The sequence below is a fragment of the Brachybacterium sp. ACRRE genome, from assembly GCF_022346485.1.
Lineage (GTDB): Bacteria > Actinomycetota > Actinomycetes > Actinomycetales > Dermabacteraceae > Brachybacterium > Brachybacterium halotolerans.
The window spans coordinates 1-13,377 of record NZ_JAKRMO010000084.1; the positions used below are offsets into that span (position 1 = coordinate 1).

The window sequence follows — 13,377 nt, forward strand, 5'->3', positions numbered from 1 at the left end:
GGGTCGGTGGAGGTGGAGGCGGTGACGGGCGTCGGGGCGGGAGCGGCCGACGAGTCCGCGCGCGTGCCGCGCTGCTCGCTGCGGCGCGCCTCGAGCACGCTCTTGCCGAGGGCCGAGGGGTCGGGCAGCGGCACCGGGTACTGGCCGCTGAAGCATGCGGTGCACAGGGCCGATCGGGGCTGCTCGGTCGCGGCGATCATGCCGTCCTCGGAGATGAAGCCGAGGGAGTCGGCGCCGAGCGAGCGGGCGATCTCGGGGACGTCGAGCCCGTTGGCGATGAGCTCGGCGCGGGTCGCGAAGTCGATGCCGTAGTAGCAGGGCCACTGCACGGGCGGCGAGGAGATGCGCACGTGCACCTCGGCCGCTCCGGCCTCCCGCAGCATCCGCACGACCTGGCGCTGGGTGTTGCCGCGCACGATCGAGTCGTCGATCACCACCAGGCGCTTGCCGGCGATGACCTCCTTCAGCGGATTGAGCTTGAGGCGGATGCCGAGCTGGCGGATGGTCTGGCTGGGCTCGATGAAGGTGCGGCCGACGTACGAGTTCTTCACCATCCCCTGCCCGTAGGGGATGCCGGACTCCTGGGCGTAGCCGATCGCGGCCGGTGTGCCCGATTCGGGCGTGGGGATCACGAGGTCGGCCTCGACGGGGTGCTCGCGGGCGAGCTGGCGCCCCATCTCCACGCGCGAGGCGTTGACGCTGCGCCCCGCGATCTCGGTGTCCGGGCGCGCGAGGTAGACGTACTCGAAGACGCAGCCCTTGGGGTGGGGCTCGAGCACCTGCTCGCTGCGCAGGCCCTGGGCGTCGATGGTGATCATCTCGCCGGGGGCGATCTCGCGCACGAAGCTGGCCCCGCAGATGTCGAGGGCGGCGGTCTCGGAGGCCACCACCCAGCCGCGCTCGAGGCGGCCCAGCACCAGCGGGCGGATGCCCTGCGGGTCGCGCGCCGCGTACAGCGTGGTCTCGTCCATGAGGGTGAAGCAGTAGGCGCCGCGCAGGTGCGGCATCAGGTCCCGCAGCGCCTCGCCGAGCGGGGCGCCGGTGTCCAGGAGGGCCGTGACCAGCGCCGTGTCGGTGGTGTTGCCCCGCGAGATCTCGCCCTTGCCGGGACCGGAGCCCCCGTGGCGCTCGCGCACGAGCTCCACGAGCTCACCGGTGTTCACGAGGTTGCCGTTGTGCGCGAGGGCGACGGTGCCGTCGGGCCGCGGGCCGAGGGTGGGCTGGGCGTTGGACCAGATCGAGCCGCCGGTCGTCGAGTAGCGGGCATGGCCGATGGCGATGTGCCCGGTCAGCGAGCTCAGCGCGGACTCGTCGAAGACCTGGGAGACCAGGCCCATGTCCTTGTAGACGAGGATCTGCTCCCCGTCGCTCGCGGCGATGCCCGCGGACTCCTGCCCGCGGTGCTGCAGGGCGTAGAGACCGTAGTAGGTCAGTTTGGCGACCTCCTCACCGGGGGCGAAGACGCCGAAGACGCCGCAGGAGTCCTGGGGCCCCTTCTCACCGGGGAGCAGATCGTGCGAGAGCATTCCGTCGCCGCGTGCCACGTGCCCATCATCGCATATGGGACGGGCCCGACCGCCGGCCGTCCGGGGGCGCGCAGCGGGCCGCTCCCCCGCGTGCTCAGCGGGGCCGACGACGCTCCGAGCGGTGCGCCACGGCGTCCACGATCGCTGCGATGAGCGCGAGCGGCAGGCCCACGAACACCCCGCCGGTGACCGCGAAGTAGAGGATGCCGCCGACGTCTCCCACGCCGGTGACGAACGCGGTGATCGCGCCGGCCACGAGGCCCACGAGGATCGCGAGGGTCACCCAGAAGGCCAGCGTCGGCACGCGGCGCCGGCGCACGTAGACGGCCGTCGTCTCGGGCTCGCGCGCGGGCGCCGCGGGCTCGGGCGCCTGCTCCTCGGGCTGCGCGGCAGCGGGTGCGGGCTCGGGCTCCCCGGGGCGCTCGGGGGCGGGATCGGGCGTGGGCTGGGAGGTCACAGTTCTCCTGCGGCGTCGACCGCGGCCTGGACGACCGCGGGATCGGTGATGGTGCGTCCGTCGTCCGCGGGGCGGCGGGCGGAGAGGTGGATGTCGGGGACGGCGGTCCGGGACGCGAGCTCCGGGATGTCGATCGGGCGGATGCCCGCGCCGGCGCACACGTCCAGGAGCCCGTCGGCCGCTCGGACCATCCGGGCCAGGCATGCCGCGCCCCCGGGGGCGCTCGCGGCCCCTCCGGAGCTGAGCACGCGGTGGAAGCCGAGCCCCAGCAGCGTGAGGACGGCCTCCTCGCGCGCGTCGTCGTCCACCAGGGCGTCGACGGCGCGATGGCACGTGAGGACCACACCGCGCAGCGCCTCGGATCCAGCGCGCAGGGCGCCGTCCCGCAGGGCCTCGAGGGCGGGCAGGTCGAGCGTGCGCTGCGGCGTGAGGGCGCCGAGGACGACGCCGTCCGCGCCGGCGGTGACGGCGTCCGCGGCCTGCTGAGCCATCCGCGCGATCTCGTCCTCGTCGAAGACGAACTCGTCGGGCGCCGTGCGCAGGTCGCCCTCGCCGGCCCGGCAGCGCACCAGCACGTGCACGCCGAAGTGGGGCTTGGCGTCGCGCGCCTCGCGCATCCGTGCGGCCTCGGCGACGCAGGCCTCCACGAGGGCGGGGTCCGGGGTGAGGCCTCCGCGCGAGAGGTCCTCGCAGAGCTCCACGCGGTCCGCGCCGGCGAGGGCGGCGGTGCGCAAGCCCTCGAGGTCCTGGACGGCGATCTCGACGGCGAGGCTCATCGTGCGCCCTCCGTCGACCCATCGGCCGACGGGCCGCTGTCCGTCGGCTCCGAGGACCCGGCCGCGGCATGCGCCTCCCGTGCGCGGCGCGCGACGCGCCGCGGTCCGGGCAGCGGCAGCAGGTCGGTGAGGTCCGAGCGCTCGCCGCTCGCGCTCACGCTGCCGCTGGCCAGTGCATCGCCCCAGGCCAGGTCGCCGACGGCGAGCGACAGCCAGGTCGCGGCGTCGGTCTCGACGATCGCCGGAGGGGTGCCGCGCGTATGGCGCACCCCGGCGATCGCCTGCACGGCGCCGAAGGGCGGGACGCGCAGCTCCACGGAGTTGCCGGGCTGCTCCTCGGCGACGAGCTCGAGGGTGTGGCGCACGGCGGGCGCGAGGATCGTCCGGGTCGCGGCGCCGGGGTCGAGCGCCCACGCGGCCAGCGCGCGGTCGCCGGCCGCGGGGTCGGTGCGTCGGCGGATCGTCATGGGCGTGCGGTCATGCTCGGACGCCTCAGCTGCTCGGCAGCAGGTCGTGCACGGTGATGGTGTCCTCGCGGTCAGGGCCCACGCCGATGGCGCTGATCCGGCAGCCGGCGAGCTCCTCGAGGCGGGCGACGTAGGCGCGCGCGTTCTCCGGCAGCTCCTCGAGGGTGCGGCATCCCGAGATGTCCTCGGTCCACCCGGGCAGCGTCTCGTAGACGGGCACCGCGTGGTGGAAGTCGGTCTGGGTCATGGGCATCTCGCGGTGGATCACGCCGTCCACGTCGTAGGCGGTGCAGATCGGCACCTCCTCGATGCCGGTGAGCACGTCGAGCTTGGTGAGCACGATGTCGGTGAAGCCGTTGATGCGCTGGGCGTGACGGATCATGAGCGCGTCGTACCAGCCGCAGCGCCGGGGACGACCGGTGTTCACGCCCACCTCGCCGCCGGTGGCCTGGAGGTACTCGCCCCACTTGTCCTCGAGCTCCGTCGGGAAGGGGCCCGCGCCCACGCGCGTCGTGTAGGCCTTCACGATCCCGATCACGCGGTCGATGCGGGTGGGGCCGATGCCCGCGCCGATGCAGGCGCCGCCCGCGGTCGGGTTCGAGCTGGTGACGAACGGGTAGGTGCCGTGGTCGACGTCCAGGTAGGTGGCCTGGCCGCCCTCCATGAGCACGACCTCGTCGCGATCCAGGGCGGTGTTCAGCAGCTCGACGGTGTCCACGACCATCGGACGCAGCCGCTCCGCGTAGGAGAGCAGGCCCTCGACGATCTCGTCGACCTCGACGGCGCGGCGGTTGTAGAGCTTCACGAGCAGCTCGTTCTTCTGCCGCAGGGCGCCCTCGACCTTCTGGCGCAGGATGGACTCGTCGAAGAGGTCCTGGACGCGGATGCCCAGGCGCCCCACCTTGTCCATGTAGGCCGGGCCGATCCCGCGGCCCGTGGTGCCGATCGCGCGCTTGCCCAGGAAGCGCTCGGTGACCTTGTCGAGCGTCTGGTGGTACGGGGCGACGACGTGCGCGTTCGCGCTGATGCGCAGGCGGGTCGTGTCCACGCCGCGGCTGTCGAGCGTGGCGATCTCCTCGAAGAGCGCCTCGAGGTTCACCACCACGCCGTTGCCGATCACGGGCGTGACCTGCGGGGACAGGATGCCGGCGGGAAGGAGCTTGAGCTCGAACTTCTCGCCGTGGACGACCACGGTGTGCCCGGCGTTGTTGCCGCCGTTGGGCTTGACCACGAAGTCGACGCGCTCACCGAGCAGGTCGGTGGCCTTCCCCTTCCCCTCGTCCCCCCATTGGGCTCCGACGATCACGACGGCCGGCATGGCAGCTCCTGCAGCGGGTGGGACGGTGGATGGACCTCGAAGAGTCTAGCAATCGGCGCCTGGATCCCCGGGCCGTCCCGACGCGGGTGTGACGAGGCGCGGATGCTCCCCGGACGCAGAGGCGACGAGGCGGCGGGGACGCCGCGGTGGGACGCGGCGGGGACTCAGCCCAGCAGGCTCGGATCGGCGTCCTGGACGAAGTCGCGGATGCGCTCGGCCTCGTCGCGCTCGCCGATGCGCCCGGCGGACTCGCCGAGCAGCGCGAGCGCCTTGAGGAAGCCGCGGTTCGGGGCGTGGGAGGCGGGGATCGGCCCCTGGCCCTTCCAGCCCGCGCGGCGCAGGGCGTCCAGTCCGCGGTGGTAGCCGGTGCGGGCGTAGGCGTAGGCGGCGACCGGGTCCTCGGACTCGAGGGCCTCCTGGGCGAGCTCGGCCCAGGCGAGCGAGGAGGCGGGATAGCGGGCGGCGAGCTCGCGGGCGTCGGCCCCGTCGGCGAGCGCGGCGGCGACGGCCGTGTCCGGGTGGTCCTCGGGCAGGTAGGTCGGCGGGATGCCCAGCAGGTTCTCGGCCCCGATCGGGCGGGAGGTCTCGTTCATGGATCCATCGTATGCGGGTGGGAGCGGCCGACGGAGAGCGGCGGGGCGCCGCACAGGGGGCCGGACGGGCCCGGACGGGCCCTGGACGGCCGCGAACCTCTCACAGGAGTGTGTGCTCGCGCACGGCACCTGGTAGAAACAGGGTCATGGATCGAACATCCGACGGGTCCGAGCTGCTCACGGGACCCGGCGCCGGAGGCCTGCTGCGCTCGGCAGTGGGCAATGCCGGCGGCGTGCTGCGCACGTGGGAGCTCGATCACGTCGACCATCGGCCCGGCCGCTCGACGAAGGCCCTCTACCGCACCACGGTCTCCTGGCCGGAGATCGACGGCGCGCAGGCGCCCGCGCGCGAGGAGCTGTTCGGCGCGAGCGCCCACGTCGGCGAGCAGGAGAAGGACCTCCTGGACGCCGAGAACTCCATGGTGATGACCGACGGCGACATCAACGTGCGCGTCTGGCGCTACCCCCATGACCCGTGGCTGCCGATGCTCCCGAAGGTCTGCTACCCCGACGTCGTGGGCCGCACTCTCGTGGACATGGGCGTGCCGCTGATGCCGGGCACCGCCGAGCACGTCCCGATCGAGGTCATCTCCTACCGCCCGGGCCGACGCGCCGTGCTGCGCGCGCAGCTGCCCGACCGCGGCCTGTACCTCAAGGTCATGCAGCCGCGACGGTCCGGCGAGATCGTCGAGCGTCATCGTCATCTCCTCGCCGCGGGCGTGCCCGTGCCGCGCGTGATCGCCCATCGCGACGGGCTGGTCGTGCTCGAGGAGCTGCCGGGCGTGCCGCTCTCGCGGGCGATCCTCGACCAGGGCGTCGACGCCTGCCGCGCCGAGGATCTCGTGGCGATGCTCGACCGCCTCCCCGCCTCGCTCTTCCCCCTCCCCATGCGGCCGCCGTGGACGGATTCGATCGAGTTCTACGCCGGGATCGTGAGCTCCTCGCTGCCGCCGCTGGGCCCGCGCGTCGACGCCCTCGTGCGCGAGATCCGCGAGGGGCTCGCGGCCGTCGGCCGGCGCCAGGACCTCTCCGCCCACGACGTCGTCCACGGCGACTTCTACGAGGCGCAGGTGTTCGTCGACGGCGGCGAGGTGGTGGGCGTCCTGGACATCGACACGGTGGGCCCGGGACGCAGGGCCGATGACCTCGCCTGCCTGCTCGCCCACCTCAGCGTCCTCGCCGACGAGGGCAGCACCCGGCGCATCGATCCCGCCGTGCAGCAGCGCGTCCTCGAGGCCATCGACGCCTGGCAGCAGGTGTTCACGCGCCGCGTGGATCCCACCGAGCTCGCCCTGCGCAGCGCCGGCGTCGTGCTGTCGCTCGCCACAGGCCCGCACCGACAGCAGGAGGCCGCCTGGCAGGCCGCGACCGAGGCGATTGTGCGGATCGCGGAGCGCTGGGTCGATGCCGCCCGCACCGCCGAGACCGAGCGCATCGCCGCGCAGCAGGCGGGGCCCACGGGGTCGGCGGGGACGACGGGGACCGGCGCGGCCGGAGCGCCGACTCAGCCGCAGCCGCAGGGTGGGCAGCTCTCTTCACACACTCCTCCGCAGCAGACCCCGCCCGCGCAGACGCCTCCGCCGCAGGCGCCTCCGTCGCCGGGTGCCCCCGCCGGCCCGCCTCCGGCGCCGCAAGGCGGGGCCGCGCCCCAGGCCCCGTATCCCGGCGACGACTCCCCCACCCTTGAGAGGCGCATCCCCCCGGGTCTGGACGGCTGAGAAGGCGACGGGCCCGATACCCTCGCAACCATGCGAGCAGTGCTGCAGAGGGTCGACGGAGCGAGCGTCGAGGTGGACGGTCCCGCGGGACGCGAGATGACGGGCGACGTCGCGGGCGAGGGACTGCTCGCCCTGGTGGGCGTCACCCACGGGGACGGGCCCGAGCAGGTCGCCGTGCTCGCCCGGAAGATCTGCGAGCTGCGGATCCTCGCCGGCGAGCGCTCGGTGCTCGACGCGGGCGCACAGGTGCTCGTGGTCTCCCAGTTCACGCTCTACGGCGACGCACGCAAGGGGCGCCGGCCGTCCTGGTCGAAGGCCGCGCCCGGCGAGATCGCCGAGCCTCTGGTCGACGATCTGGCAGCGGAGATCCGCGCGCGCGGCGTCGAGGTCTCGACCGGGCGCTTCGGCGCGCACATGCGGGTCTCTCTCACGAACGACGGCCCCTTCACGATCCTCCTCGAGGCCTGAGCACGGCCCGTCGGCCGGGCGGGCTCAGCGTACCATCGGCGGCGCCGGCTCCCCGGCCACGGACTCCTGCGTCTCGCCTCCCTCGCCGACCCCGAGCGGAGCGATCGCCGAGAGCCCGTCGTTCTCGTGGCTGAGCTGCAGGAACGCTAGGTGCGCCTCGTAGCAGTCGAGGACGTCGCCGATCACCTGCTGCTCGCTCATGCCCATGAGGTCGTAGCCCGCGGAGCCGGTCTGCGAGAACACCTCGAGCCGCCAGTAGCGCTGCTCGCCACGGGAGGCCTTCGACCCGATCTGCGGGACCGGGGCCTGCACCGAGGCGGCGCGGTAGAGGAAGTCGCGCTCCTCGCCCATCGGGACCGTGAGCACGAACTCGTCGACCCCGGTGAGGGGTTCCTCGGTGCGCGAGACCTCCGCCTCGGTGCCGGAGGCGCGGAACTCTGCTGCGACCTCCTCGAGAGCGGGGCCGACGACCGTGTCCGCGAAGGCCGCGACCTGGTCCCTGCCGGGATAGGCGCGGATCGAGGCCATCCGCTGCCGCCACGAACGGCCCGACCCCGAACGGCGCTGACCGGCCGAGCGCAGTCGCGCCCAGCCCGCGCGCTCGGCGGCCTCCATGCGCAGCACCTTGGTGAAGGAGAACATCACCAGGTAGGCGATGATCGTGACGGGGAGCGCGAAGATCAGCGTCGCGTACTCCATCGTGGTGACGCCGCCGGCGATGAGCATCGCGACCGTGAGCACGGCCGTGAGCACCGCCCAGTAGATGCGCAGCCACTTGGGGCCGTCCTCGCCGGGGTCACGGATGCTCGAGGAGAAGTTCGACATGACCATCGCCCCCGAGTTCGCGCTGGTCAGGTAGAACAGCAGGCCGGAGAGGGTCGCGAGTCCGATGAGGAAAGCGGCGCCGGGGAACATCTCGAGCAGGGCGTACCAGCCCTCCTCGGGGCTCGACATCGCGAGCTTCCCGAAGGCGTCGTTCCCGTCGAGCACCTCGGCCATCGCGGAGTTGCCGAACACCGAGACGATGAGGAGATCGCACAGCACCGGTGCGGTGATGGCGGCGATGACGAACTCGCGCAGCGTCCGCCCGCGGGAGATGCGGGCGAGGAACAGGCCCACGAACGGTCCCCACGCGAGCCAGAACGCCCAGAAGAACAGGGTCCATCCGGCCATCCACTCCGAGCCGCCGGGCTCGTAGGCCATGGTCTCCATCGTGCGGCCCGGCAGGCTGGTGATGAAGCGGCCGATGTTCTCGACGATCGCGGAGAGCAGGAACGCCGTGCGCCCGGTGACGATGATGTAGAGCAGCATCGCGCCGGCGATCCAGATGTTCAGCTCGGAGATCAGGCGGATGCCCTTGTCCACGCCCGAGGTGCAGGCGGCGATCGTCATCACCACGGCGATCGCGACCAGCGCGATCTGGACGGCGAGCCCGGAGGGCAGGCCCAGCAGGTGCTCGAGACCGATGTTCAGCAGGACCACGCCGATGCCCATCGAGGTGGCGACCCCGAAGACGGTGCCCACGAGGGTGACGATGTCGATCACGTGGCCCGTGGCACCGCGCACGCGCTTGCCGAAGAGCGGGTAGAGCACCGCGCGGATGCTCAGCGGCATCCCCCACCGGTAGGCGAAGTAGCCCATGGCCATGCCCAGGAGGGAGTACATGGACCAGCCGGCGACGCCGTAGTGGAAGATCGTCCAGACCACCGCGTCGCGGGCGGCCTCGGCGCTCTCCGCCTCGAGGGTCGGCGGGGCGTAGTACTGGGTGACCGGGCCGGTCACCGAGAAGAACAGCATGTCGATGCCGACGCCCGCCGCGAACAGCATCGCGACCCACGTGAACAGGCTGTACTGCGGGCGCGAGTGGTCGGGGCCGAGCCGCACGGTGCCCTGCTTCGACAGCGCCACCCAGATCACGAAGCCGATCACGACCGTCACGGTGAGCACGTAGAACCAGCCCAGGTTCGTCGAGATCCAGCCGACGGCCCCCGCGAGCGTGCTCTGGGCGCCGCCGGGCCGCAGGATCGCCCACAGGGAGAAGGCCAGGATCACGGCGGAGGAGACGCCCAGGACGATCCGGTTCACGCGGATGCCGCCGCTGGGTTCCAGGTCCGACTGACCGCGGTGCATCTCCTCGCTCGTCGAGGGCGGGCGCTTCTCCTGGCGCGCGGCCTCCGCGGCCCGGCGCTCGGCCGCCCGTCGCTCGGCGGCGGCCCGCGTCGGGGCGCTGGCTTCGAGATGCTGGTCGTCGGCTTCCTGCACGCGGTCCTCCGCTTCGTCGGGTGTCCTGGTCGGGCACCCGGTGTGCGGTCGGCGCGGCGGGGCCGGTCGGGCACGGCGGACGTGCGCGACGCGGCCGACGCGGTCGGCACCGTCGGAGCGCGGCACGGCGGGTCTCGCCGTGGCATCGCGCGGAGCAGGCAGGGCGGCGGATGGTGCTCGCGGCCCGTGCGGCGCTGCGGTCGGCATCGTCCGGGCGCCCGGTCCTTCCATGCTAGGGACCTGGGATGCTCCTGCAAAATCCCGGAGAGCAAGCAGACACGGCACCCGTCGGCGCCCTCTGGGGGCACGACGTCCGGGTGCACGACGACCGAGCGCACGACGACCGTGTGCGCAACGTCCATGCCCGAGCCGCGCCCGACCCCCATCGGGGCCGTGGATTAGTCTGGTCGCATGACCTACACACTCGTGCTGCTCCGCCACGGCGAGAGCGAATGGAACGCGAAGAACCTGTTCACCGGCTGGGTCGACGTGCCGCTGTCGGAGTCCGGGAAGGCCGAGGCGACCGCCGGCGGCGAGCTGCTGGCCCGCGAGGGCGTCCTGCCCGACGTCGTCCACACCTCGCTGCTGCGCCGCGCGATCATGACCGCGAACCTGTCGCTGGACGCGGCCGACCGCCACTGGATCCCGGTGCGCCGCGACTGGCGCCTGAACGAGCGCCACTACGGCGCGCTGCAGGGCCTGGACAAGGCGGAGATCCGCGAGAAGTACGGCGAGGAGCAGTTCATGGCCTGGCGCCGCTCCTACGACGTGCCGCCGCCCGAGATCGAGTTCGGCACCGAGTTCAGCCAGGACCAGGATCCCCGCTACGCGGACCTGGGCGACCAGCTCCCCCACACCGAGTGCCTCAAGGACGTCGTCGAGCGCTTCCTGCCGTACTGGGAGGAGGGCATCAAGCCCGACCTGCGCGAGGGGAAGACGGTCCTCGTCGCCGCCCACGGCAACTCGCTGCGCGCCCTCGTCAAGCACCTCGACGGCATCAGCGACGAGGAGATCGCGGGGCTGAACATCCCCACCGGTCAGCCGCTGGTCTACCAGCTCGACGAGGACTTCCGGCCCGTCGAGAAGGGCGGACGCTACCTCGACCCGGTCGCCGCGAAGGCCGCCGCCGAGGCCGTCGCCAACCAGGGCAAGAAGTGAGCAGTCCGATCGACGGCTCGCACTGAGCACGCGCGGAGCGCGGCCGAGTCGCACGCGGCGCCCATGGGGAGTTCTCCCCATGGGCGCCGCGTCGCGTGGGGCCTAGCGTGGGTGTGCGCCGCGTCATACCGGGGCGCCCATCCCACCCCTCGAAGGAGACTCCGATGCTCGATCGACGAACCCTTCTGCGCCGCGCCGGACTCGGCGCCCTCACCCTCTCCGCCATCGCCGGCGCGACGCCCGTCGCCTCCGCCGCGACCTCGAAGAACCTGCCCACGACGTGGCAGCAGCAGGAGACGGTCTACTGGTGCGGGCCGACGGCCGTGGCCATCGCCCTGAGCGCCCTCGGGGACGCGCCGTCCCCCGCCTCCCTCGCCGACGAGCTCGGCACCACGCAGGACGGCACGAACTTCGGTGCCGTCTCCCCGGTCCTGACCGCGCACTCCCCCGGCGCCACCTACCGCGACCAGTGGATGGAGTCCACCACGGCCAGCGAGGCCGACACCGATCTGCTGTGGGAGCGCGCGACCGCGAACGTCGACGACGGCTTCGCGACCGTGCTCAACTGGTGGGTGATGCCCGGCGAGTACCCCGACTGGGGCGGGAACACCGGCGAGATCTTCCACTTCGTCGCCGTCGACGGCTACGACCCGGACGAGCGGACCCTGCGGATCGCCGACCCCGCTGGCGCCACTCTCTCCGCCGACCTCCCGCAGCATCACCAGCTGCCCGTGCAGCAGGTCGCGACCTATTGCGCGGGCAGGGGCTACTTCTGGTGATCGACAGCCGGGGGTCGGCTCGCCCGCCCAGGATCAGCGACGACGGCGGGTGCCGAACAGCGACCGCGTGATCTCACGGCCGAGCACCGTCCCGGCCGAGCGGATGAAGGACTTCACCGCAGGGTTGCCCATGAAGCCCTCGTCCTTCGCCCCGCCCTTCTTCCCATCCTGCGTCCCGTCGTGCTTCCCCGCCTTCGGGGACGTCTCCGCCGACGCCCCCTGTCCCGTGGGAGTGGTCGGTGCAGGCGCGGTGCTCGCGTCCTGGCCGTCGGCCCCGGCGCCCTGCGCCCCGGCCTGGGCGGCCTGCTCGTCGCGCCTGCCGAGGATCTCGTAGGCCGATTCGCGGTCGACGACCTCGGTGTAGGGGGCGAGCGGGGAGGCGGCGACGATCTTCTCGAGCTCCTCCTTCGGCGCCGGCTCCATCGAGGACTCGGGGGCGCGCACCGCGGTGACGGCCACCGGGGTCGGCGCGCCCTCCTCGCTCATCACGGTCACCACGGCCTCACCGGTCTTGAGCGAGGGGATCACCTCGACGAGGTCGTAGCCGCTCGTGGGGAACGTGGATGCCGTCGCCTTGAGGGCCTTCGCATCGTCCGGCGTGTACGCGCGCAGGGCGTGCTGGACGCGGTTGCCGAGCTGCGCGAGGACGTCCCCGGGGACGTCCTTCGGGGTCTGGGTGATGAAGAAGATGCCCACGCCCTTGGAGCGGATGAGGCGGACGGTCTGCACGACCTGCTCGAGGAAGGCCTTCGAGGCGTCCTTGAACAGCAGATGCGCCTCGTCGAAGAAGAACACGAGCTTGGGCTTGTCCGCGTCCCCGACCTCGGGGAGGTCCTGGTAGAGGTCCGCGAGCAGCCACATCATGAACGTCGAGAACAGGGTGGGGCGGGTGGCCACGTCGGGGAGCTCGAGGCAGGAGATGATGCCGGTGCCGTCGGAGGCGGTGCGCAGCAGGTCCTGGGTGTCGAAGGCGGGCTCGCCGAAGAAGACGTCGGCCCCGGAGTTCTCGAACTCGGTGAGCTCGCGCAGGATCACCCCGGCGGTCGCGGCGGAGACGCCGCCGATGCCCTTGAGCTCCTGCTTGCCCTCGTCGTCGGCCGTGAGGAACTGGATGAGCGCGCGCAGGTCCTTGAGGTCGAGAAGCCCCAGGCCCTTGGTGTCCGCGTAGTGGAAGATGAGCCCGAGCGAGGACTCCTGGGTGTCGTTCAGCCCCAGGGTCTTGGCCATCAGCACGGGGCCGAAGTCGCTCACGGTGGTGCGGATGGGGATGCCCGTGCCCTGCCCGCCGAGGGTGAGGATCTCGGAGGTGCCGGCGCGGGAGGTCCACTCCTGGCCGCGGGCCGCGGCGCGCGCGGTGAGCTTCTCGCTCGGCGTGCCCGGCACCGCGATGCCCGAGAGGTCGCCCTTCATGTCCGCCACGAACACCGGGGTGCCCGCGGCGGCGATCTGCTCGGCGATGACCTGCAGCGTCTTGGTCTTGCCGGTGCCCGTCGCGCCGGCGATGAGGCCGTGGCGGTTGAGCATGCCCAGCGCGAGGTTCACGGGCACCTGGGGATCGGGCTCGCCGTCGCGCACGAGGACGCCCAGATGGATCTGCGTGCCCTCGAAGCCGTAGGCGTCGCGCACAGCCTCGGCCTTCTCGTCGATTGCGGGAGGCGTCGGGGCCGACGCGGCTGCGGGATCGGGGGCGGGGGTGGTCGCGGACTCGTCGGTCATGGATCCTCCTCGAAGCGTCATGATCGCCACGATCGTAGCCGGAGGGCACGTAGGCTTCCCGCGTGACCCGCACCGATGCGCAGCCCTCCGTCCCCGGCCGCCCCGAGACCCCGCCCCGGCGCGGAGCCCTGCCCGCTGG

Annotated in this window: 12 protein-coding genes; 4 read left to right on the top strand and 8 right to left on the bottom strand. The window is 72.6% G+C overall.

Going from position 1 to position 13,377, the window contains the following annotated elements:
- The 6 genes from purF to MHY49_RS17410 form a co-directional block, all read right to left on the bottom strand.
- Positions 1 to 1,544 (bottom strand): amidophosphoribosyltransferase (gene purF / locus MHY49_RS17385; RefSeq protein WP_239206244.1); only part of this gene is annotated, 1,544 nt, incomplete at its 3' end.
- Between the two features lie 76 nt (positions 1,545 to 1,620).
- Positions 1,621 to 1,983: a hypothetical protein gene (locus MHY49_RS17390; protein WP_239206246.1), complete on the bottom strand. Its 363-nt coding sequence runs from the start codon at positions 1,981 to 1,983 to the stop codon at positions 1,621 to 1,623.
- Positions 1,980 to 2,759: a copper homeostasis protein CutC gene (locus MHY49_RS17395; RefSeq protein ID WP_239206248.1), complete on the bottom strand. Its 780-nt coding sequence runs from the start codon at positions 2,757 to 2,759 to the stop codon at positions 1,980 to 1,982. Before MHY49_RS17395 ends, MHY49_RS17390 begins: the two co-directional genes overlap by 4 nt.
- Positions 2,756 to 3,226, bottom strand: a complete 471-nt coding sequence (locus tag MHY49_RS17400; RefSeq protein ID WP_239206250.1) for a sterol carrier family protein — start codon at positions 3,224 to 3,226, stop codon at positions 2,756 to 2,758. Before MHY49_RS17400 ends, MHY49_RS17395 begins: the two co-directional genes overlap by 4 nt.
- 25 nt (positions 3,227 to 3,251) lie before the next feature.
- Positions 3,252 to 4,544 carry an adenylosuccinate synthase gene (locus MHY49_RS17405; RefSeq protein WP_239206252.1) on the bottom strand — a complete coding sequence of 431 codons (1,293 nt, stop codon included), beginning with the start codon at positions 4,542 to 4,544 and terminating at the stop codon, positions 3,252 to 3,254.
- 164 nt (positions 4,545 to 4,708) lie between these two features.
- Complete coding sequence (locus MHY49_RS17410; RefSeq protein WP_228357607.1) at positions 4,709 to 5,137, bottom strand: DUF3151 domain-containing protein; 429 nt, start codon at positions 5,135 to 5,137, stop codon at positions 4,709 to 4,711.
- 146 nt (positions 5,138 to 5,283) lie between these two features.
- On the opposite strand from MHY49_RS17410, the gene MHY49_RS17415 reads away from it, so the two are divergent.
- Both MHY49_RS17415 and dtd read left to right on the top strand, forming a co-directional pair.
- Complete coding sequence (locus MHY49_RS17415; protein WP_239206254.1) at positions 5,284 to 6,855, top strand: phosphotransferase; 1,572 nt, start codon at positions 5,284 to 5,286, stop codon at positions 6,853 to 6,855.
- A 30-nt stretch (positions 6,856 to 6,885) separates the two neighbouring features.
- Entirely contained in the window at positions 6,886 to 7,323 is a 438-nt protein-coding gene (gene dtd, locus MHY49_RS17420; protein ID WP_239206256.1) for a D-aminoacyl-tRNA deacylase, read from the top strand.
- A gap of 24 nt (positions 7,324 to 7,347) precedes the next feature.
- Here dtd and betT read toward each other — a convergent pair whose 3' ends face one another.
- On the bottom strand, positions 7,348 to 9,585 hold the full coding sequence (gene betT, locus MHY49_RS17425) for a choline BCCT transporter BetT (protein ID WP_239206258.1): 2,238 nt from the start codon (positions 9,583 to 9,585) through the stop codon (positions 7,348 to 7,350).
- A 411-nt stretch (positions 9,586 to 9,996) separates the two neighbouring features.
- Between betT and MHY49_RS17430 the strand changes: the two genes are divergently transcribed.
- Positions 9,997 to 10,743 carry a phosphoglyceromutase gene (locus MHY49_RS17430; protein WP_239206260.1) on the top strand — a complete coding sequence of 249 codons (747 nt, stop codon included), beginning with the start codon at positions 9,997 to 9,999 and terminating at the stop codon, positions 10,741 to 10,743.
- Positions 10,744 to 10,907: 164 nt separating this feature from the next.
- A complete protein-coding gene (locus MHY49_RS17435; RefSeq protein WP_239206262.1) occupies positions 10,908 to 11,522 on the top strand; it encodes a C39 family peptidase in 615 nt (204 codons plus the stop codon).
- A 33-nt stretch (positions 11,523 to 11,555) separates the two neighbouring features.
- On the opposite strand, the gene MHY49_RS17440 is transcribed toward MHY49_RS17435, so the two are convergent.
- On the bottom strand, positions 11,556 to 13,238 hold the full coding sequence (locus tag MHY49_RS17440) for a helicase HerA-like domain-containing protein (RefSeq protein WP_239206264.1): 1,683 nt from the start codon (positions 13,236 to 13,238) through the stop codon (positions 11,556 to 11,558).
- Between the last annotated feature and the right edge of the window lie 139 nt (positions 13,239 to 13,377).